This window comes from Micromonospora sp. MGP-C2, assembly GCF_057766525.1.
Window position 1 is genome coordinate 1499271 of record NZ_JBYMEN010000002.1, and the last position, 19717, is coordinate 1518987.

Annotated in this window: 22 protein-coding genes; 6 read left to right on the forward strand and 16 right to left on the reverse strand. The window is 70.5% G+C overall.

Annotated elements, in window-relative coordinates; all coding sequences use genetic code 11:
- Positions 1 to 3: 3 nt before the first annotated feature.
- From AC3CF1_RS06535 to AC3CF1_RS06545, 3 genes are all read right to left on the reverse strand, one after another.
- Complete coding sequence (locus tag AC3CF1_RS06535; RefSeq protein WP_088948826.1) at positions 4 to 819, reverse strand: carbohydrate ABC transporter permease; 816 nt, start codon at positions 817 to 819, stop codon at positions 4 to 6.
- Entirely contained in the window at positions 816 to 1766 is a 951-nt protein-coding gene (locus tag AC3CF1_RS06540) for a carbohydrate ABC transporter permease (protein ID WP_088948827.1), read from the reverse strand. Before AC3CF1_RS06540 ends, AC3CF1_RS06535 begins: the two co-directional genes overlap by 4 nt.
- A gap of 74 nt (positions 1767 to 1840) precedes the next feature.
- Positions 1841 to 3127: an ABC transporter substrate-binding protein gene (locus AC3CF1_RS06545; protein WP_488449824.1), complete on the reverse strand. Its 1287-nt coding sequence runs from the start codon at positions 3125 to 3127 to the stop codon at positions 1841 to 1843.
- Between the two features lie 135 nt (positions 3128 to 3262).
- Here AC3CF1_RS06545 and AC3CF1_RS06550 point away from each other — a divergent pair, with 135 nt between their 5' ends.
- On the forward strand, positions 3263 to 4048 hold the full coding sequence (locus tag AC3CF1_RS06550) for a FadR/GntR family transcriptional regulator (protein ID WP_210924613.1): 786 nt from the start codon (positions 3263 to 3265) through the stop codon (positions 4046 to 4048).
- Between the two features lie 109 nt (positions 4049 to 4157).
- On the opposite strand, the gene AC3CF1_RS06555 is transcribed toward AC3CF1_RS06550, so the two are convergent.
- The 12 genes from AC3CF1_RS06555 to AC3CF1_RS06610 form a co-directional block, all read right to left on the reverse strand.
- Positions 4158 to 4940, reverse strand: coding sequence for a hypothetical protein (locus AC3CF1_RS06555; protein ID WP_488449825.1), 783 nt, complete (start codon positions 4938 to 4940; stop codon positions 4158 to 4160).
- A 138-nt stretch (positions 4941 to 5078) separates the two neighbouring features.
- Positions 5079 to 5906 carry an SDR family NAD(P)-dependent oxidoreductase gene (locus AC3CF1_RS06560; protein WP_355159915.1) on the reverse strand — a complete coding sequence of 276 codons (828 nt, stop codon included), beginning with the start codon at positions 5904 to 5906 and terminating at the stop codon, positions 5079 to 5081.
- Between the two features lie 51 nt (positions 5907 to 5957).
- On the reverse strand, positions 5958 to 7262 hold the full coding sequence (locus tag AC3CF1_RS06565; RefSeq protein ID WP_354980839.1) for an L-fuconate dehydratase: 1305 nt from the start codon (positions 7260 to 7262) through the stop codon (positions 5958 to 5960).
- Positions 7262 to 8101: a fumarylacetoacetate hydrolase family protein gene (locus tag AC3CF1_RS06570; protein ID WP_355159912.1), complete on the reverse strand. Its 840-nt coding sequence runs from the start codon at positions 8099 to 8101 to the stop codon at positions 7262 to 7264. Before AC3CF1_RS06570 ends, AC3CF1_RS06565 begins: the two co-directional genes overlap by 1 nt.
- Positions 8098 to 8940, reverse strand: a complete 843-nt coding sequence (locus AC3CF1_RS06575) for an amidohydrolase family protein (protein WP_488449826.1) — start codon at positions 8938 to 8940, stop codon at positions 8098 to 8100. Before AC3CF1_RS06575 ends, AC3CF1_RS06570 begins: the two co-directional genes overlap by 4 nt.
- Positions 8937 to 9914 (reverse strand): aldo/keto reductase, encoded by a 978-nt coding sequence (locus AC3CF1_RS06580; protein ID WP_488449827.1) that lies wholly within the window; start codon positions 9912 to 9914, stop codon positions 8937 to 8939. Before AC3CF1_RS06580 ends, AC3CF1_RS06575 begins: the two co-directional genes overlap by 4 nt.
- A complete protein-coding gene (locus AC3CF1_RS06585) occupies positions 9911 to 11443 on the reverse strand; it encodes a sugar ABC transporter ATP-binding protein (protein ID WP_488449828.1) in 1533 nt (510 codons plus the stop codon). The genes AC3CF1_RS06580 and AC3CF1_RS06585 overlap by 4 nt, the downstream gene beginning before the upstream one ends.
- Positions 11440 to 12390 (reverse strand): ABC transporter permease, encoded by a 951-nt coding sequence (locus tag AC3CF1_RS06590; RefSeq protein ID WP_488449829.1) that lies wholly within the window; start codon positions 12388 to 12390, stop codon positions 11440 to 11442. Before AC3CF1_RS06590 ends, AC3CF1_RS06585 begins: the two co-directional genes overlap by 4 nt.
- Positions 12387 to 12860, reverse strand: a complete 474-nt coding sequence (locus AC3CF1_RS06595) for an ABC transporter permease (protein ID WP_488449830.1) — start codon at positions 12858 to 12860, stop codon at positions 12387 to 12389. Before AC3CF1_RS06595 ends, AC3CF1_RS06590 begins: the two co-directional genes overlap by 4 nt.
- Positions 12785 to 13459, reverse strand: coding sequence for an ABC transporter permease subunit (locus tag AC3CF1_RS06600; RefSeq protein ID WP_488449831.1), 675 nt, complete (start codon positions 13457 to 13459; stop codon positions 12785 to 12787). Before AC3CF1_RS06600 ends, AC3CF1_RS06595 begins: the two co-directional genes overlap by 76 nt.
- On the reverse strand, positions 13456 to 14544 hold the full coding sequence (locus tag AC3CF1_RS06605) for a mandelate racemase/muconate lactonizing enzyme family protein (RefSeq protein ID WP_488449832.1): 1089 nt from the start codon (positions 14542 to 14544) through the stop codon (positions 13456 to 13458). Before AC3CF1_RS06605 ends, AC3CF1_RS06600 begins: the two co-directional genes overlap by 4 nt.
- A complete protein-coding gene (locus AC3CF1_RS06610) occupies positions 14544 to 15593 on the reverse strand; it encodes a sugar ABC transporter substrate-binding protein (RefSeq protein WP_197699539.1) in 1050 nt (349 codons plus the stop codon). Before AC3CF1_RS06610 ends, AC3CF1_RS06605 begins: the two co-directional genes overlap by 1 nt.
- A gap of 123 nt (positions 15594 to 15716) precedes the next feature.
- Here AC3CF1_RS06610 and AC3CF1_RS06615 point away from each other — a divergent pair, with 123 nt between their 5' ends.
- The 5 genes from AC3CF1_RS06615 to AC3CF1_RS06635 are packed head-to-tail and all read left to right on the forward strand — an operon-like array spanning position 15717 to position 19223.
- Complete coding sequence (locus tag AC3CF1_RS06615; RefSeq protein WP_488452157.1) at positions 15717 to 15848, forward strand: hypothetical protein; 132 nt, start codon at positions 15717 to 15719, stop codon at positions 15846 to 15848.
- Positions 15849 to 15907: 59 nt separating this feature from the next.
- Complete coding sequence (locus AC3CF1_RS06620; RefSeq protein ID WP_488452045.1) at positions 15908 to 16435, forward strand: GntR family transcriptional regulator; 528 nt, start codon at positions 15908 to 15910, stop codon at positions 16433 to 16435.
- Between the two features lie 30 nt (positions 16436 to 16465).
- Positions 16466 to 17176 (forward strand): (Fe-S)-binding protein, encoded by a 711-nt coding sequence (locus AC3CF1_RS06625; protein WP_088948842.1) that lies wholly within the window; start codon positions 16466 to 16468, stop codon positions 17174 to 17176.
- Positions 17173 to 18618, forward strand: a complete 1446-nt coding sequence (locus AC3CF1_RS06630; protein ID WP_488449833.1) for a LutB/LldF family L-lactate oxidation iron-sulfur protein — start codon at positions 17173 to 17175, stop codon at positions 18616 to 18618. Before AC3CF1_RS06625 ends, AC3CF1_RS06630 begins: the two co-directional genes overlap by 4 nt.
- Positions 18615 to 19223 (forward strand): LutC/YkgG family protein, encoded by a 609-nt coding sequence (locus tag AC3CF1_RS06635; RefSeq protein ID WP_488449834.1) that lies wholly within the window; start codon positions 18615 to 18617, stop codon positions 19221 to 19223. The genes AC3CF1_RS06630 and AC3CF1_RS06635 overlap by 4 nt, the downstream gene beginning before the upstream one ends.
- Here AC3CF1_RS06635 and lspA read toward each other — a convergent pair.
- The gene (lspA, locus tag AC3CF1_RS06640; protein ID WP_355159899.1) at positions 19212 to 19712 is read right to left on the reverse strand and encodes a signal peptidase II; all 501 of its coding nucleotides are present in this window, start codon (positions 19710 to 19712) and stop codon (positions 19212 to 19214) included. The genes AC3CF1_RS06635 and lspA overlap by 12 nt on opposite strands.
- Positions 19713 to 19717: the final 5 nt, after the last annotated feature.

The following is a 19717-nucleotide window of genomic DNA, read 5'->3' on the forward strand; positions in this document are numbered from 1 at the left end:
CTGTCAGCCCTTCGTGGCACCGGCGGTGAGGCCGGAGACGACGTACTTCTGCACGAACAGGGCGATCAGCATGATCGGCAGGGTGACCACTGTCGCGGCGGCCATCAGGCCGCCCCAGTCGATGCTGGCGTACCCGACGAAGTCGAAGATCGCCACGGGCAGCGTCTTCGTGTCGGAGCCGGAGAGCACCAGGGCGAACATGAAGTTGTTCCAGGAGAAGATGAACGACAGGATGCCGGCCGTCGCGACGCCGGGCACCGACAGCGGCAGGGTGATCCGCCGGAACGCGCCGATGTGGGTCAGCCCGTCGACCAGCGCCGCCTCTTCCAACTCGGTCGGCAGGCCGTCGAAGTAGCCCATCATGATATAGACGATCAGCGGCAGCGACACGAACATGTGGCTCAGGATCAGCACGCTGAACCCGCCGACCAGCTTCAGGTTCGAGAAGACGTAGTACCAGGGCACCAGGAGTGAGACGCCTGGGATCACCCGGGCCATGAGCACGACCAGCGCCGACTTCTTCATGTTGAAGCGGCTCATCGAGTAGGCGGCGGGCACCCCCAGCAGGAGCGAGAGCGTGGTGGCCGCGAACGCCACCCAGAGGCTGTTGCCGATGAACTCGAGATAGTTGGCCTGCTGGAGGACGGTCTCGTAGTTCTTCAGGCTGGGTGAGAAGACGAACGCCTTGGCGGTGTCGTAGATGTCCACATTGGTCTTGAAGGACGCCGCGATCATCCAGAGCAGCGGCGCCATCAGCCCGAACACCACGACGACGAGAGCTGACGTGCGGAAGACGCGGTACGGCTTGCTCGGCTTCATCGGCCCAGCCCCTTCTTGCGATAGGTGAGGGCCCACATCACCCCGATGATGATCAGGAAGAAGATGATGAGAACGGTCGACGAGACGCCGTAGTCGTTGTAGTCGAAGCTGAGGCCGTAGGCGTACACGTTGAGGGTCTCGACCTCGTGGAACGACCCGCCGCCGCGCCCCTTGGTCGCGTAGAGGATGTCGAACGTCTTGAGCGCGTCGATGCCGCGCAGCAGGATGGCGACGATCACCGTGGGCATCAACAGCGGGAGGGTGACGTGCCGGAACCGCTGCCAGCTGCTGGCGCCGTCGATCCGGGCCGCCTCCTGGGGCTCGTCGGAGAGTGAGGTGAGCCCGGCGAGCAGGATCAGCACGACCATCGGTGTCCACTGCCAGATGTCGATGAACATCGTCGTCGGCAGGGCCGAGTTCTGGCCGGCCAGCCAGGGCTGTGGGCCGATGCCGATCCAGCCGAGCAGCTGGTTCGCCATCCCGATGTTGGGGTCGAAGATGAGGCGCCACATCATGCCGACCGCGACCGGGGTGGCCACCAGCGGCAGGAGGATCGCGACGCGGACCCACTTCTCACCGCGGAAGGGCCGCCACAGCAGCAGGGCTATCGCCATGCCGAGAACGACCTCGAAGAACAGCACGACGCCGGTGAACAGGACCGTACGCCAGACCGCCGGCCAGAACCGGTCGGTGTCGGTGAGCACGTCGAGGTAGTTCTGGAACCCGATGAACTCGGACTCGGCGCGCACCGAACCCTCGGCGTCGGTCAGGCTCAGATAGCCCGTCCACGCCACCGGAAAGATGATCAGCACGGCGACGAACGCCATGGCGGGTGCCGCGAAGAGCCACTTGCGATGTTTGTTGGCCCACTGCGACCAGGCCGACGACTCCGGGGACGCCATGGGGGCCTTGGGCGAATCGGTGCGGGGTGCGGTGACGGCTGACATTCAGATCTCCGGGTTCGGGGGCCAGGTCCCGGCGAGGCGGCGGAGCACGTCGGCTCCGCCGCCCGGCGCGTGGGTTACTTCGCCTCGTCGTCGAGGAACTTCTGGAACGCCGCGTTCGCCGCGTCCGCCGAGCTGGCGGCGTCCTTGCCGGTGATCGCGTCGACGATCGGCTGGCCGACGATCTCGCGCGCCTCAGCCACCTTGACCACCAGCGGGCGGTCGTGCCCGACACCGTTCGCGGTGCTGACCGTGTTGGCCTCGGCCAGGTCCTTCGGCAGGGTCGCGGTGCTCGCCGGGTTCGCCCAGACGGAGGTACGGGCACCGGGTACGCCGGCCGTCTGCTGCGCCAGCGCCTGCTCCTTGCCGGCCGCCCACTGGATGAACTTCCAGGCGTTGTCCTTGTTCTCCGAGCTGTCGTTCATGCCGAGCGCCCAGGAGGGGATGTTGTACGGCTTCGATCCGGCCGGGCCAGCCGGGAACGCGGCGAAGCCGACGGTGTCGACGACCTTGGACTTGGTGGGGTCGGTGGCGTTCTTGTAGAGCGAGTTGGCCTCGGTGTAGAAGGCGGCCTTGCCCTGCGTGAAGATCGCCATCGCCTCCGACCAGCTCATGTCGGTGCTGATGTTCTCCGGGCCGTGGTCCCGGAGCAGGCCGCCGTAGAAGGCGTACGCCTGCTTGGCCTGCTCGGTGTTGACAGTGGCCTTTCCGCTGCTGTCCACGAAGTCGCCACCGAAGCTGAAGAGGAAGCTGGAGAACTGGGTGACGGCAGCGGCCTTGCCGGTACGAGCGACGAAGCCGGCGACGCCGGGGTTGTCGGCCTCGACCTTCGCCGCCTGTGCCTTGAGTTCGTCCAGGCTCTTGGGTGGCGCGGTGAAGCCGGACTTGGCCAGCAGGTCCTTGCGGTAGTAGAGGACCTCCTGCTCGGTGATGATCGGCAGGCCGACCACCTTGTCCTCATAGGTGGTCGCCTGCACCGGCCCGGCCTGGAAGTCGCCGAACTCGAAGGCGCTGTCCGACTTGACCCTCTCGCTCAGGTCGGCGAGGTACTTGTTCTTGCCGAACTGCTTCCCCTCCTGCAGGGGCCGGTACATCATCACGTCGAGGTCGGTGGACCCGGCGTTCAGCTTGACGTTGTACTGGTCGGACAGTTGGTCCTCGCCGAGCTGGGTGACCTCGACCTTGAGGCCGGACTGCTTCTCGAACTCCGGCAGGGCCTTCTTGATGTTCTCTGTCCAGACGTGGTTCACCAGCGTCACGCGGACGGTCTTCGAACCTTCGCCGCCATCGTCACCGCCGCAGGCGGTGAGGCTCATGGCGGTGACCACGGCCAGAGAAGTGCCGATTATCGATCGACGTCGCACGCTTGTCTCTCCTTCTGTCGTGGCCGCCGCCCTCGGAAGAGCCGCTACCTCGGTGTTACATCCGCTTAACATCGGGATGCTAGGCCGAATAGACGGATTACTTCAAGAGGTTGATGTAAATGATATGATCTTTGAGTGGAACCGTCCTCAGCAGAGGTTGCAGCCGCTCAGACCGCCCCCGCCGAGGCTGGGCTGCACGCCCGCGTCCTCGACCATCTGGGCACCGCCATCTGCGGCGGCGAGCTGGCACCCGGCGCGATCCTCAACATCGACGAACTGGTCGACAGGTACGCCGTCTCCCGCTCGGTCGTCCGCGAGGTGCTGCGCGTCCTGGCGTCGATCGGGTTCATCGAGGCACGCCGCCGGGTGGGAGTGATGATCCTGCCGGCCAGCGCGTGGAACGTCTTCGACCCGCAGGTGATCCGCTGGCGGCTCGCCTCGGCTGGCCGGATGGCCCAGCTCCGGTCGATCACCGAGCTACGCACCGCCGTCGAGCCGCACGCGGCCTACCTGGCGGCCAACCGGATCGGCCACGACGAAGCGAGTGACCTGGTCGGGCTGGCGGCGAAGATGTGGGCGGCCGGCGAGGCCGGCGACGAGGAACGCTTCCTGCACCTCGACATCGAGTTCCACCGGCGCGTCCTGCTCGCCTCCGGCAACGAGATGTTCGTCCGGCTTCAGGATCTGGTCGCCGAGGTGCTCACCGGCCGGCACAAGCACCACCTCATGCCGCACCACCCGCACGAGCAGGCTCTCCAGATGCACGCGGACGTCGCCCAGGCGATCCAACGACGCGACGGCGCACGCGCCCGGCAGGCGATGGTGCAGCTGATGGAGCAGGCGTTCGACGAGATGAAGTCACTGTGGGAGCAGACCTCGGTGCCCCCACGGAGCCCGGACCACGGCTCGGCCAGTCGCTGATTGACTCGGTTTTCGTGAAGTCGCGGTGTCAGGTCGCCCCGGACACCCCGACTTCCGTGAAACCGAGTCGATCATGGGCCGGCGCCGGGTGGCACCGGCCGGATCGGTCTCAGCGCGCGGTGCCGCGACCCGATCGACCCGCACCGGCGGAGGGCCGGTGCGCGATGCGGGGCGCCCGCACGGCGGAGGCGTTGCCGGCGCCGGGGCGGTAGTCCCGTGCCGCGCTGGCCACCATCTCGTCGGGGTCGCGGGTGAGCTGCTGCCGGATGTGCTGCGGCACGAGCTCGGACGTCGCCATCGCCAGGCGGACCTGCACCGACCGGTCGTCGACCAGGCGCTCCAGGTCGGCCTCGTCCAACTCCAACGAGCGGACCAGCGCGGCACGCACGTCGACCACCGGGTCCGCGGCGAGCGCGCTGCGCTGCGCGGCGGTGGCCCGCGGGTTGCGGGCGACCCCCTTGCGTACGCGAGCGGTGCGATCGGCCAGCAGGGTGTTGATCACGTCGAGGTCGTGGGTGTGCGTGGCGAGTCGTTCCCGTACCTCGGGTGAGACGTCGCCGGTCAGCTTGGCGGCCAGCTCGGGCTCCAGGTCCCGGCTCTCCGCGAGGAGGCCGCGAAGCTCCTTGTCCGATGCCTGCGCCATGGCCCGGCGGACCGACTCGTCGCAGGCCGGGTTGCTGGCGACCGCCCAGCGGATCCACCGGTCGTCGTCCTTGACGAGACGCAGGAGGTTGGCGATCGAGGTGGAAGGGTTCCTCGCCACGGCCTCCCGGACCTGACGATCCTGGTCCCTGGTGAGCGGTCGCAGGGCCTGCGCGGGTGCGTCGGCCCGAGCGGCGACCGCCTTGCGGACCACCTCCGACGGGTCGGACGCCAGGTCGATAAGGGTCATTTGTGGCGTTGTGGGGTCCTGTGCGAGGGCTAGCCGCGCGTCAACATCGCCACCGATCGGACGGTGGGCGGTGGCGTCGGACCCGCTGTGACGGTCGGGCTCGCCGACGTCCTGCTGTTTCCCCATGACGCAATCATGTCACGTGCCCGATCCGGCACTGCGGGCCTGACCAGCGGCAGGTGGCACCTGGGCGGGTAGGCGCAGGCCGGACATGCCACCATCCACCGCCAGCGACGTCCCGGTCACTGACCCCGTGGTGGGCGACGCGAGGTAGACGACGGCGGCGGCCACCTCGTCGGCGGTCACCAGACGGCCGGTCGGCTGACGGGCGGCGAGCTGCCGCTTCTCCGCGGTCGGGTCGGCCGCGCCGGCGAGCAGGCGGGCCACCCAGGGCGTGTCGACGGTGCCGGGGGCGACACAGTTGACCCGGACCCCCTCGGTCACCAGGTCGGCGGCCATGGCGAGGGTGAGGGCGTGCACGGCACCCTTCGACGCCGAGTACAGGGCGCGTCGGGGCAGGCCGACGGTCGCCGCGATCGACGAGATGTTGACGATCGCCGCCGACGACGACCGACGCAGGTATGGCAGGGCGACAGCGCTGGTGCGGGCCACGCCGGTGACGTTGACGTCGAGCACCCTGCTCCACCGCTCGTCGTCGTCCTCCTCCACGGTGCCGACGGCGGAGATGCCGGCGTTGTTCACCAGGATGTCGATGCCCCCGAATGCCTCGGCGACCGAGGCGACGGCCCCGCTGAGCGAGGACCGGTCGGCCACGTCGGCCCGGACGCCATGGACGTGCGGATCGTCGGGCAGGCCCGACAGGTCCAGGTCCAGGACGCCGACCCGGGCGCCGGCGGCCACGAACGCCCGTACGCAGGCGTTGCCGATCCCCGAGCCGCCGCCGGTCACCACCGCCACCAGGCCGTCACACCGCATGTTGCTCTCCCATTCCGAGTAGTCCTCCAAGTTGACGCACCGCCATCAGGAAGGCCGTGCGGTCGAGCAGGTCGAGGCTCGTCAGACCCATGCCGGCCCGTCGGGGTACGCGTACCTGGCGAGGCTCTCCGGGCGCATCGCGGCGGAGAACCCAGGGACGGTCGGCACCACGTAGTGCCCGTCGGAGATCACCACCGGGTCGACGAAGTGCTCGTGCAGGTGGTCGACGTACTCGACGACCCGGTCACGGGTGGAGCCGGACACGGCCACGAAGTCGAACATGGACAGGTGCTGGACCAGCTCACAGAGGCCGACTCCCCCGGCGTGTGGGCACACCGGCACCCCGTACTTCGCGGCCAGCAACAGGATGGCGACGTTCTCGTTGACGCCACCCACCCGGCACGCGTCGATCTGCACGACGTCGACGGCGCCGGCCTGCAACAGCTGCTTGAACACCACCCGGTTCGCCACGTGCTCACCGGTCGCGACCCGGATCGGCCCGCCACCGGGTGCGCTGGCCGACAGGGCGGACCGGATCGCCGCGTGGGCGAGCACGTCGTCGGGGCTGGTCGGCTCCTCGATCCACCACGGGTCGTACGGCGCCAGCTCCCGCATCCGGGTGACCGCCTCGGCGACGTCCCAGCGTTGGTTGGCGTCGACGGCGATCCGGATGTCCGGGCCGACCGTTTCGCGGGCGATGCGGAGGCGGCGCACGTCGTCGGCGGCGTCCGCGCCCACCTTCAGCTTGATCTGGGTGAACCCGTCGGCCACCGCCTGCTTGGCCAGCCGGATCACCTTCTCGTCCGGGTAGCCGAGCCAGCCGGGCGACGTCGTGTACGCGGGATATCCCCGCTCGGTGAGCCGGACGATCCGCTGGGTCCGACCCGACTGCGCCGCCCGCAGGATCTCCAGCGCCTCGTCGGGGGTCAGCGCGTCGCTGAGGTACCGCCAGTCGACCAGGTCGACGATCTGCTCGGGGCTCAGGTCGGCCAGGTATCGCCAGACCGGTTTGCCCGCCCTCTTGGCGACCAGGTCCCACATCGCGTTGATCACCGCCGCCGTCGCCAGGTGCATCACCCCCTTCTCCGGGCCGAGCCAGCGCAACTGCGAGTCCTGGGTGAGCGAACGGGCGAACGCGCCGAGGTCGACGGTGTCCGGGTCGAGCCCGACCACGTACGGCACCAGCGCCTCGATCGCCGCCCGACAGACCTCGTTGCCCCTCCCGATGGTGAAGGTGAACCCGTGCCCGTCCGGCCCGTCGTCGGTGCTCAGCACCAGGTACGCGGCCGAGTAGTCGGGGTCCGGATTCATCGCGTCGGAACCGTCCAGGTCACGCGAGGTCGGGAACCGCACGTCGTACGTGTCGACGGAGGTGATCACAGCCATCAGGCTCTCCCGAGCGTGCTGCGCTGCCGGCCGAGACCGTCGATCTCGACCTCCATCACGTCGCCCGCGGCCAGGTACGGGAACCGGCCGGAGAGCGCCACCCCCTGCGGGGTGCCGGTGTTGATGACGTCGCCCGGGTCCAGGACGGTGTACTGCGACAGGTGCCAGACCAGGTACGCCACGTCGAAGATCATGTCCTTGGTGCTGGAGTCCTGTCGGGGCTCGCCGTTGACCCAGGAACGCAGCCGCAGCGCCTGCGGGTCCTCGATCTCGTCGGCGGTGACCAGCCACGGGCCGAGCGGCTGGAACGTCTCACAGGACTTGCCCTTCGACCACTGGCCTCCGGAGACGGCGAGCTGGAAGTCGCGCTCGGAGACGTCGTTGGACAGCGCGTACCCGGCGATGTGCCCGAGGGCGTCGGCCGGAGAGGCGAGGTAGCGGGCCCGGCGGCCGATCACGACCGCCAGTTCCACCTCCCAGTCGGTCTTCGTCGAGCCACGCGGGATCAGGACGTCGTCGTGGGGGCCGACGACGGTGTTGGGCGCCTTGTAGAAGATGATCGGAGCGGTCGGGGGCTCGGCACCCGACTCGGCGGCGTGCGCGGCGTAGTTCTGCCCCACGCAGAGGACCACCCCGGGGCGGGCGACCGGCGCGCCGACCCGCTGGCCGGTGATGTCGACCTCGGGCAGGTCGGTGGCCTCCCGTGCCCGCTGGACGCCGTCGCCGGCGAGGAACTCCCCGTCGATATCGGCGGTGAGCGACGAGAGGTCGAAGTGCCGTCCGTCGACGTACAGCACGGGGCGCTCCCGCCCCACGGGCCCGACGCGCATGAATTTCACGAACCAACCTCCAGTGCATAGGTACGAGTCGCGGTGTCCGCCAGCACGGCGGTCCGCTCGTCGGTCGACAACTCAGCCAGGCAGGCGTCGAGCGCCGTCCACGCCTCGGCGTACGAGGCGACGAGGTCGCAGACGGGCCAGTCGGAGCCGGCCATCAGCCGTTGCGGGCCGAACAGCTCCAGCGCGGTGTCGACGTACGGCCGGATGTCGGCCACCCGCCACCCGGGGCCGGCCTCGGTGAGCAGGCCGGAGAGCTTCGCGACGACGTTGTCGCAGGCGGCCAGGTCGCGCACCGCGGCGCGCCACCCGGCGAGACCATCCGCGCCGATCCGCGGTTTGCCCAGATGGTCGAGGACGAAGGTGACACCGGGAGTGGCCCGGGCCGCCTCGGCGCAGGCGGGCAACTGCCCGAGGTGCACGACCAGGTCGAAGGTCAGCCCAGCGGCCCCGATCGCCGCGAGGGCGGCACGCACGTCGGGACGGGCGAGGTGCCCTGGGTCGGCGACCGCCTGCACCTGGTCGCGGATGCCGACCAGCTTCGTCGCGCCGGGCAGGTCCCGGTAGCCGGCGAGGGTGGCGGGCAGGGCCGGGTCGGTGAGCGACGCCCAGCCGACCACGCCGGCGATGCGGGGGGTGGCGGCGGCGAGGGCGAGGAACTCGGCGGTCTCGGCGGCGTCGCAGCGGCCGGCCTCGACCAGCACCGTCGCCGTCACACCGGCCTCGTCGAGCCGGGGTACGAGGTCGGCGATGGTGTAGTCGCGCCGGATCGACTCCAGGCCCGGTGCGGCGAGCCAGGAACAGTCGGCGGTCCACAGGTGATGGTGAGCGTCGATGATCATGGCGTGGGCACCTCCTCCGGCAGCAGACCCTCGGCCTTCAGGTCCGCCCACAGCGCGCCGGGGACGTCCCACTCGAACATCGCCACGTTGTCGGCGATCTGCTCCGGGTCCTGGGCGCCGATCACCACGCTCGCGACCGCCGGATGGCCGAGCGGGAACTGGATCGCCGCGGCACGCAGCGGCACACCGTGCCGATCGCACACCGACCGGATCGCCATGGCCCGCCGCAGCAGCCCCGCGTCGGCCGGCCGGTAGTCGTAGTGGGCACCCGGCCCCGGGTCGGCCAGCAGGCCCGAGTTGTAGACCCCGGCGGCGAGGACCGAGATCCCCTTCTGCTGGCACAGCGGCAGCAGCTCGTCGAGGCCGGACTGGTCGAGCAGCGTGTACCGGCCGGCGAGCATGAAGCAGTCGAAGTCGCCAGCGTGGGCCAGCTCGACCAGCGCCGGCGCCTGGTTCATCCCGGCGCCGACCGCGCCGATCTCACCGGCCTCGCGCAGCCGCGCCAGCTCCGGGTACGCCTCCGCCGCCGCTTCGGCGAGGTGGTCGTCCGGGTCGTGGATGTGCGCGATGTCGACCCGGTCCAGCCCCAGCCGGGCCAGGCTCTCCTCGTGCGAGCGGCGCACCCCGGCGGCGGAGAAGTCGAACCTCGGCGCCAGGTCGGTCGACTCGGCCCAGAACCCCTGCCCGTCGCCACCGCCGGGGACGAGCAGCCGACCCACCTTGGTGGAGAGGGTGAACTCGCCGCGCGGCTTGCCGGCGAGGACCGCCCCGGCCCGCCGTTCGGAGAGGCCGCAGCCGTAGAGCGGGGCGGTGTCGAAGTAGCGCAACCCAAGGTCCCAGGCCGCCTCGACGGTGGCGTGGGCGACCTCGTCGCCGACGGCGGTGAAGAGGCCGCCGATCGGGGCGAGCCCCAGACCGAGCCGGGTCACCGCCACGTCCGTACGCCCCACTGTCACCTGGTCCGTGGCCCTCACGCCACCACCCCCTGCCCGTCGTGGATGAAGCGGATCACCGACTGGCTCATCCGGTCATAGTCGTGGTCGTTGTCCAGCTCACCGACGATGGCGAACTCCCGCATCACCGCGATCCGGTCGGCGAGGGTCACCATCTCCGGCAGGTCCGACGAGATCAGCAGGATCGCCATCCCCCGCGCGGCCAGACCGGCGATCAACTCGTGGAAGGCCGCCTTGGTGCGGACGTCGATGCCCACTGTGGGTTCGTCGATGATGAGCACGTCGCAGTCGGCGGCCAACCACTTGGCGAGGCTGACCTTCTGCTGGTTGCCGCCGGAGAGCTGGCCGGCGTGCTGGTCGGGCGAGGCGAGTCGGATGCCCAGCCGGTCCGCGTACTCGTCGACCAGGGACCGCTCCGCCCGGTCCCGGACCAGGCCGAGCCGGGCCAGCTTGCGCCACACCGTCACCGCCGTGTTGCGGGCGACGGTCTGGTCGAGGAAGAGGCCCTCCTCCTTGCGGTTCTCGGTGACGTATCCGATCCGGTGCCGGTGCAGGGCGTCGCCCACGTCCCGGATCCGGGCCGGGCGCCCGTGCACCCGCACCTCACCGGCGGTGATCCGGTCGAGGCCGAGGAGCGCCTTGGCCAGCTCGCTGCGGCCGGCACCGACCAGCCCGTACAGGCCGACGATCTCGCCGGGGCGTACGACGAGACTGACGTCGTGGTGGCCGGCGGTGGTCGCGACGTGATCCAGAGCCAGGGCCGGTTCGGTGTCCGCGTCGACTGTGCGCTCGGCGAGGTGCACCTGCTGGTACGCCCGGCCGACCATCAGGTCGACGATCTGCTCGCGGGTGTGGTCGGCGAGGGGCTCGGCCTCGGCGACGCTGCGCCCGTCGCGCAGCACGGTCACCGTGTCGGCGACCGCGAAGACCTCTTCCAGCTTGTGGCTGACCAGCACGGTTGCGTGACCCCGCTCGGACAGTCGGCGCACGATCCCGTAGAGCCGGTCGGCCTCGTCGTTGGTCAGCGAGGCGGTCGGTTCGTCGAGCAGCAGCACCGTCGAGTCGGCCGACAACGCCTTGGCGATCTCCACCAGCTGCATCTGGGCCACCGAGAGCCGCGACACCGGCAGGTCGGGGTCCAGATCGAGGTCGAGCAGGTCGAGGCACCGACGTGCCTCGACGCGCAGCGCCGTCCGGTCGAGCAGGCCGGCGCGCCGGGGCAGGTGTTGCAGGCAGATGTTCTCCGCGACGGTGAACGCCGGGATGAGGTTCCGCTCCTGGTGCACCACACCGATGCCGGCCCGCTGGGCGTCCTGCGGGTTGCCGAGCTGCACCGTACGCAGCTCGCCGTCCGGCCCGGGCAGCCGCAGGAGCCCACCGTCCGGCCGGTACACCCCGGTGAGGATCTTGATCAGGGTGCTCTTGCCGGCGCCGTTCTCGCCGAGCAACGCGTGCACGCTGCCGGCGGTCAGGGTCAGCGTCGCCTCGTCCAGGGCACGCACCCCGGGGAACGTCTTGACCAGGTTCTCCGCGGACAGCACGACGCTCATCGCTGACCTCCGGAGAGCTTGTCGCGGAACTGACCGAGCAGCACCGCGCCGAGGACGACCGCGCCGATGATGAGGTCCACCCACCGCCGGTTGATGTCGAACTGCGACTGGCTCACGTCGACCAGCCTTACCAGGAAGGCCGCGAGGACCGTGCCGGTCACGCTGATCATGCCGCCGGCCAGGGCCACTCCGCCGATGATCGGTGCGGCGAAGCTGGGCAGCAGCAGGTCGTCGCCGATCGAGGCGTTCACCGAGCCGAAGGCGGCCACCACGATCACGGCGGCGAACCCGGCCAGCAGCCCGGACAGCGTGTGGGCCAGCACCAGCGCCCGGTCGTTGGAGATGCCCAACAACCGGGCCGCGAACGGGTTGCCGCCGGAGGCGAGCAGGTGCCGCCCCGGCACGGTACGACGGAAGAAGAGCGCGACCGCGACCGCGATGGCGACCGCCAGCAGGAACACCACGGGCACCCCCGCCAGGGACGCCTGCCCGAACTCCCGCAGCCCGGGCGAGTAGCCCTGGTAGGTGCCGGTGCCGTTCACCCCGTACCGCAGCCCTTCGAGGATCGTCATGGTGGCGAGGGTGACGATGAACCCGTTGATCCGGGTGAAGATCACCAACAGGCCGTTGACCAGGCCGACGGTGGCGCCGAGGGCCAGCGCGGCGAGCACCGCGACCGGGGCCGGCAGACCAGCGTCGATCATCAGCCAGCCCGAGGCCACCGCGCAGAACCCGGTGAGCACGCCCACCGAGAGGTTCATCTGACCGACGGCGAGCACCACCATCTGGGCCAGGCCGATGACGATCGGCAGGGCGAGGAAGCGCAGGAACGCGTCCAACGTGCCGGCGGTGAGCAGGTTGAAGTCGGTGGCGACCGCGAGCGCCGCGAACCCGAGGGCGGCGATCACCGCGAGGGTGAACTCGTTGGTCCGGACCAGGCTCCTCATGATGTCGACACCGCCCTTCGCTCGGCGATCACGGCTCGCAGCCGGTCCAGCGACAGCGCCGCGAGCAGAACTAGTCCGATGTAGAGCTTCAGCTCCTCCAGGGAGAACTGGAGCAGGTTGAGGCCCTTGTAGATGACCTGGGTGAGAGTGGCGCCGAGTGCGGTGCCGAGCACGCTGACCGCGCCACCGGCGAGCAGTGTGCCGCCGAGCACCGGGGCCAGGAACGACGGCAGCAGGAACGACTCCCCGATGTTGGCGGAGAAGGCCCCGTTGTTGGCGGCCAGCAGGAACCCGGCCAGTGCGGCGAGCAGCCCGCTCACCGCGTGTGCGGCGACGATCCGACGGTGTGTGGGGATGCCGGACAGCTCGGCGGCGACCGTGTTGGAGCCCGTCATCAGGATCTCCCGACCCAGCCGGGCATGCCGGAACAGCAGCCCGACGCCGAGCGCCGCCGCGACCGCGATCGGCACGACCAGCGGGATCCGGGTCCGCAGACGTCCCCCATGCAGTAGTCGGCGAAGGTGTCGAAGCGCAGGGCGGACAGCCCGCTGGGCTGCACCGCGAACGACACCCCGCCGGTGGCCCACGTGTAGAGGATGGTGACCAGGCCCAGCAGCCCGAAGTCGAGCGCGAGGGTCACCACGAAGGAGTTGACGCCGGTCTTGGCGATGAGCAGGCCGGCGAGCGCGCCGATGCCCGCCCCGACGGCGAGGCCCACCAGCAGCCCGACCAGCAGGGGCACGCCGAGCCGGTCGTAGACCAGGCCCATCGCGAAGGTGGACAGGGCGGCCATCCGGCCGACCGCCATGTTCATGTGCCCGAGCGAGAGCACGGCGAGTTGGGCGAGACCGACCACGACGTACACGCTGATGTCGGCCTGTAGCGGCGCGAGGGTGAGCCGGGGGTCGAGGAACGCGGGGGTCAGCGACGAGAAGAGCACGACCAGCGCGGCGATGACGATGAGCAGGCCGAGTCGGGGGTTCGCCCAGACCGGCAGGACCCGGGTGGGAGGCCGGGCCTCGGCGGCCGGAGGCGCCGCCGGCGCCTCCGGCGCGGTTTCGGTCTTCACGCCACCCTCCTGTCCTCGATCGCGTCGCGGTCCCAGTCGATGCCGAGGCCGGCCTCGCCGGGGGCGAGCGCGTGGCCGTCGACGATCGCGACCTCGGTCCGGGTGATCGCGCGCAGTTGCGGGATGTGCTCGACGTAGCGGCTGTTGGGCACGGCCGCGCAGAGGCTCACGTGCAGCTCCATGAGGAAGTGCGGGCAGACCACCACGTTGCACGCCTCAGCCAGGTGCGCGACCTTGAGCCACGGGGTGATGCCACCGATCCGCGCGACGTCGACCTGGACGATGCCGGCGGCCTGGCGACGCAGATACTCGGCGAACTGGCCGATGGAATACAGCGACTCCCCCACCGCGACGGGGATGCTGGTCGCGCGGGCGAGCAGCTCGTGCCCGGCGACGTCGTCGGCCGGCAACGGCTCCTCGAACCAGGCGACCTGGTGCGGTTCGAGCAGCCGGGCCCGGCGGATCGCCTCCGCTGCGGTCAGGGACTGGTTGGCGTCGACCATCACGTCGAAGTGGTCGCCCAGGGCCGCCCGGACCGCGCCGATCCGCGCCGCGTCCTCGGCCGGGTTCGGCTTGCCCACCTTGAGCTTGACGCCGGGCCAGCCGGCCGCCTGGGAGACCTTCGCGCCGGCGACCAGCTCGTCCTCGGTGAGGTGCAGCCAGCCGCCCTCCGTGTCGTACAACGGGATGCGGTCCTTGGCGCCGCCGGCGAGCACCCACAGGGGCAGGCCGGCGGCTCGGGCGCGCAGATCCCACAGCGCGGTGTCGACCGCGGCGAGCGCCAGCGAGGTGACGGCGCCGACGGTGGTGGCCCGGGTGGCGGCGTGCAGGTCACGCCAGATCGCCTCCACCCGCGCGGCGTCGCAGCCGACCAGGTGTGGCAGCAGATAGTCGCGCAGCAGCGCGAGCACCGCGGTGCCGCCGGTCCCGATCGTGTACGAGTAGCCCGTGCCGTGCCCGCCGTCGGCCGTGCGTACCTCGACGAAGACCGTCTCCTGCTTGAGGAACGACTGCACCGCGTCGGTGCGGACGGTCTCGACGGGGATGTCGACGAGGTACGCCTCGGCCTTCGTGATCTTCGACATCAGTTGCACTTGAGCAGGTCGCCGTCGAACTTCTTCCGCAGTGCCTCGGTGGTCGCGGTGCGGTCGGCCTCGTAGCCGTCCAGCTTGTCCCTGGTCACCACGAACGAACCGGAGTCGATCGTCACGCCGGGCTCGGAGATCGTGCAGCCGCCGCTGAGCTTCATCAGCGCGTACGAGCCGACCCGGGCCTGGCCGACCGGGTTCTGCAGGACGGTGGCTGCCACCGATCCGCCCCGCAGTCCGTCGAGGACCGCCGGGTCGTCGTCGATGGCGATCACCTTGATGGGCAGCTTCGACTGGCGTACGCCCTCGGCGGAGGCGACCGCGGGGTTGTAGGCGGTGTTCACGATCGCCTGGATCTGGCGGCCCTTGGCGGCGAGGAGGTCGGCCACCGCCTTCTGGGCGCTCTGGAGGTCCTTGTCGATGTCGGTGACGCTCTGGACGAGCACCACCTTGCCGCCGGTCTCGGCGACCGCCTTCTCCACGCCCTTGATCCGGCGCTGGGTGTTGGAGTCGACCTTGTTGCCCGTCAGGTGCACCAGGTTGCCCTGGCCACCCATGGCGTCGATGGCGGCCTTGGCGCCCTTGTACGCGGCGACCTCGACGTCGGTGGAGAGGCAGAAGTCGGCCTTGTTGGCCCCGGCGGGGCACGACGCAAGGGAGCCGACGGCGAAGCCCTGCCGCTTGAGGTCCTCGAAGGTGGAGTTGATGTTGTCCGGCGAGACGCCGAAGACGCCGAAGGCGTTGTAACCCTGTGCGGCCAGGGACTTGAGCACGTCGTTCTGTTTGGTCTGGTCCCAGCCGGCCGTCTCGTTGAAGGTGACGTCGCCGAGCGAAAGCTCCGATTTCGCGGCGGCTCCGGCGTCCTTCCAGGGCTGGAAGTACGGGTGCGAACCGCCGGGCACCAGCGCGACCTTGACCTGGGCTGGTTCCCGGCCGCCGGCTTCGGTGTCGGTGGTGTCGCTCTTCTTGGTGCAGGCCACTGTGGTCGTGGCGAGGGCCAGGACGGTGAGGCCCGAGCCGATCCGGGACAGCATTCTGCGCGACATGTTCGTCTCCTCGGGGCGGTGGTGGTGAGACGGCGGCGGGGGAACCTATTTCCTATAGGATGTTGCTTTGCTAGTGTGTACTCGCTCACGCCAGCACAGTCAAGGGGTTGCTTAGGAGACGAGATGGCCCAGCAGGAAGCACGCGAGGGTCGACTCCGTCCCGCCCGTCGGCTCACCCTCAGCGAGGACGTCTACGAGTCGATAAAGACCCTGGTGATGGACCACATCCTTCCCCCGGGGAGCGGGTCAACATAGACGCCCTCGCCCGTGAGCTGGACGTCTCCCCCACACCGGTCCGCGAGGCCCTCGCCCGGTTGGAAGCCGACGGACTGGTCCGCAAGCGCCCCCTGTCCGGCTACACCACCACGCCCCTGCTGAGCCGCGCCGAGTTCGACGACCTGTTCGACGTCCGCCTGCTGCTGGAGGGCGCCACCGCCGGCCGGGCCGCCACAAACGCCTCCACCGAGGAACGACAGCGGATCACCGCCGAGGCCGCGGCGAGCATCGATGTGGAGGCCGGCGACGGTTACCGCCGACACGCCGCCTTCACCGCGCTGGACGCGAGATTCCACGACCTGATCGCCGAGGTCGCTGGCAGCCCCCTGCTGCGCGACAGCGTCACGCGGCTGCACTCGCACCTGCACCTGCACCGGCTGTACTTTCCGGTCACCGGCGCTCCGGACACCAACACCGAGCACCAACGCATCGCCGCCGCCATCGCCGCGGGTGACTCCGAGGCGGCTGCCGAGGCGATGCGGGCCCACCTGACCGCCGCCCGCGAGCGCCACCTGCCCGCCTTCGACCAGCTCCCCGACCCCGGAACACCGCGCGACCCGGTGTGATCCCGCCCCCGACACACGCGAGGAGTCGCCATGCGCATCGCCCTCTTCATCACCTGCGTCAACGACGTCGCCTACCCGGCCACCGGCATCGCCGTCACCCGCATCCTGCGGCGGCTCGGCCACACCGTCGACTTCCCCACCCGCCAGACCTGTTGCGGGCAGATGCACGCCAACACGGGCTACCGGGCCGAGGCGATGCCGATGGTGCGCAACTACGTCGACGTCTTCGACGGCTACGACGCCGTCGTCGTGCCGTCCGGGTCGTGCACCGCGATGATCCGCGACCAGTACCCGCACCTGCACCCGCCCGCCGCGTCGGTGGCCGCCCGCACCTACGAGCTGTCCGAGCTGCTCGTCGACGTCCTCGGCGTCACCGACGTCGGCGCCGAGTTCCCCGAGACGGTCACCTACCACCCCACCTGCCACGGCCTGCGGATGCTGCGGTTGGGCGACCGCCCGCTGCAACTGTTGCGTCAGGTTCGCGGCATCCGGCTGGTCGAGCTGGCCGACGCCGAGGAGTGCTGCGGTTTCGGCGGCACGTTCGCCCTGAAGAACCCGGACGTCTCCACAGCGATGCTCACCGACAAGTGCGCCCGGGTCGGTGAGACCGGAGCGCAGGTGCTCGCCGCCGCCGACAACTCCTGCCTGGCGCACATCGGGGGCGGCCTGGACCGCCACCGGTCGGGCGTGCGGGCCGTGCACTACGCCGAGATCCTCGCCGCGACGGGAGCCGCCTCATGAACCGTCCGGTCGCACCGGCCACCGGCAGCGGCCGCATCCGCACGCCACTGCCCTTCCCGACCGCGGCCAGACCGGCCGTCGCCGACACCCAACTGCGCGCCAACCTGCACCGGGCCACCCGCACCATCCGGGACAAACGCGCCCGGGTCGTCGACGAGGTACCGGACTGGGAGGCCCTCCGCGACGCCGGCTCCGCGATCAAGGCGGACGTCCAACGCCGGTTGCCGGAGCTGCTGGAGCAGTTCGAGGCGTCCGCCACCGCTGCCGGCGCCACAGTGCACTGGGCCCGGGACGCGGCCGAGGCCTGCCGGATCGTGGTCGAGCTGACCCGGGCCACCGGGGCCGACGAGGTCGTGAAGGTCAAGTCGATGGCGACCCAGGAGATCGAGCTCAACGAGGCCCTGGAGGCGGCCGGGATCGCCGCGTACGAGACCGACCTGGCCGAGCTGATCGTGCAGCTCGGCGACGACACGCCCTCGCACATCCTGGTGCCGGCGATCCACTACAACCGGGCGCAGATCCGGGAGATCTTCCAGCGTCGAATGCCCGACGTGCCGGCCGACCTCAGTGACGAGCCGTCCGCGTTGGCCGAGGCGGCCCGCGCGCATCTGCGCCGACGTTTCCTCTCGGCCCGGGTGGCCGTGTCCGGCGCCAACTTCGCCATCGCCGACACCGGCACGTTGGTGGTCGTGGAGTCCGAGGGCAACGGGCGGATGTGCCTCACCCTCCCGGAGACGCTGATCAGCGTCGTGGGCGTCGAGAAGCTGCTGCCGACCTTCACCGACCTGGAGGTCTTCCTGCAACTGCTGCCGCGATCGTCGACCGGTGAGCGGATGAACCCGTACACCTCGATGTGGACGGGCGTCACCCCCGGTGACGGGCCACAGGACGTGCACGTGGTGCTGGTCGACAATGGACGCTCCGCGGTACTGGCCGACCCGGTCGGGCGGCCGGCGCTGTCGTGCATCCGCTGCTCGGCCTGCCTGAACGTCTGCCCCGTCTACGAGCGGGCCGGCGGGCACGCGTACGGCTCTGTGTATCCGGGGCCGATCGGGGCGATCCTGTCACCTCAGTTGACCGGCGTGGCCGACAACGCGTCCCTGCCGTACGCGTCGACCCTCTGCGGCGCCTGCTACGACGTGTGTCCCGTGAAAATCAACATTCCGGAGATCCTGGTCCACCTCCGCCAGCAGGCACCGCATCCACTGGCCGAACGCGCCACCATGGGCGTCCTGTCGTGGGTGATGCGCAGCCCTCGGCGCTGGGCCGCGGCCCTGCGCCTGGCCCGGACCGGCGCGGGCCCCCTCGGGGCGTACCGCGAACGGCGTACCGGGGCTCGGACGCTGCGCCGGCTGCCCTGGCCCGCCTCCGCGTGGACCCGGTCGCGTGACCTGCCGCTGCCCGCGGCGCAGACCTTCCGAGAATGGTGGGGAAAGCAGTGACCGCACGTGACGAGATCCTGGCGCGGCTCCGCACGGCCCTGGCCGACGACCCGCCGCCAGTGGAGGTGCCCCGCCGGTACCGCCGGGTCGGTGACCGCCCCGACCCGGTCGCCATCCTCGTCGACCGGCTGGAGGACTACCGGGCCGTCGTCCATCACGGCATCGGCTCTCTGCCCGGGCTGCTGGCCGAGGTGGACCGGCTCGCCGTGCCCGTCGACGTCCCCGCCGGCTGGCTGACCGGCTACGCCGGGCAGGTGCACCGCGACGCTCCCCCACTGACACCGGCCGACCTCGACGCGATGGACGCGGTCCTGACCGGCTGCGCCGTGGCGGTCGCCGAGACGGGCACCATCATCCTCGACGCCGGCCCGGCACAGGGGCGACGAGCGCTCACCCTGGTGCCCGACCGACACATCTGCGTCGTCCGCGCCGACCAGGTCGTCGGCCTGCTGCCGGAGGCGCTGACCCGGCTGGACCCGCGCGCGGCACAGACCTGGATCTCGGGTCCGTCCGCGACCAGCGACATCGAGCTCAACCGGGTCGAGGGTGTGCACGGGCCGCGCCGGCTGGAGATCGTGCTGGTCGACGGCCCCTCAGGAGCGTGACGCCACCTGCTCGTCGCCTGACGGGGTCTCCTCCCGCAGCGGGATGCCCCGCAGGTTCAGCACCATGACGACACCCACGCCGACCACCAGCGCGATGTCGGCGACGTTGCCGACGAAGAACCCCGCGTAGTCGATGAAGTCCACCACGTGCCCCCGGGCGAACCCCGGCTCGCGGAAGAGACGGTCCAGCAGGTGGGTCGTCGCGCCGCCGAGCACCAGCCCCAACGCCACCGCCCAGGCGCGCGACGTGACCCGCCGCGCCACGACCGTCACCGCGACCACCGCCGCGGCCGCGAACACAGCGAAGATCCAGGTGTACGCGGCGCCGATCGAGAACGCGGCACCCGGGTTGTAGACGAGTCGCAGTTGCAGCAGCTCACCGACGACGGTGATGCTCTGCCCGTCGGACAGCGCGGACTCGGCCCAGTACTTGGTGAGCTGATCCGCGGCGAGCACCACAGCAGCGATCAACACGACGGCGCGGAACATCCCGG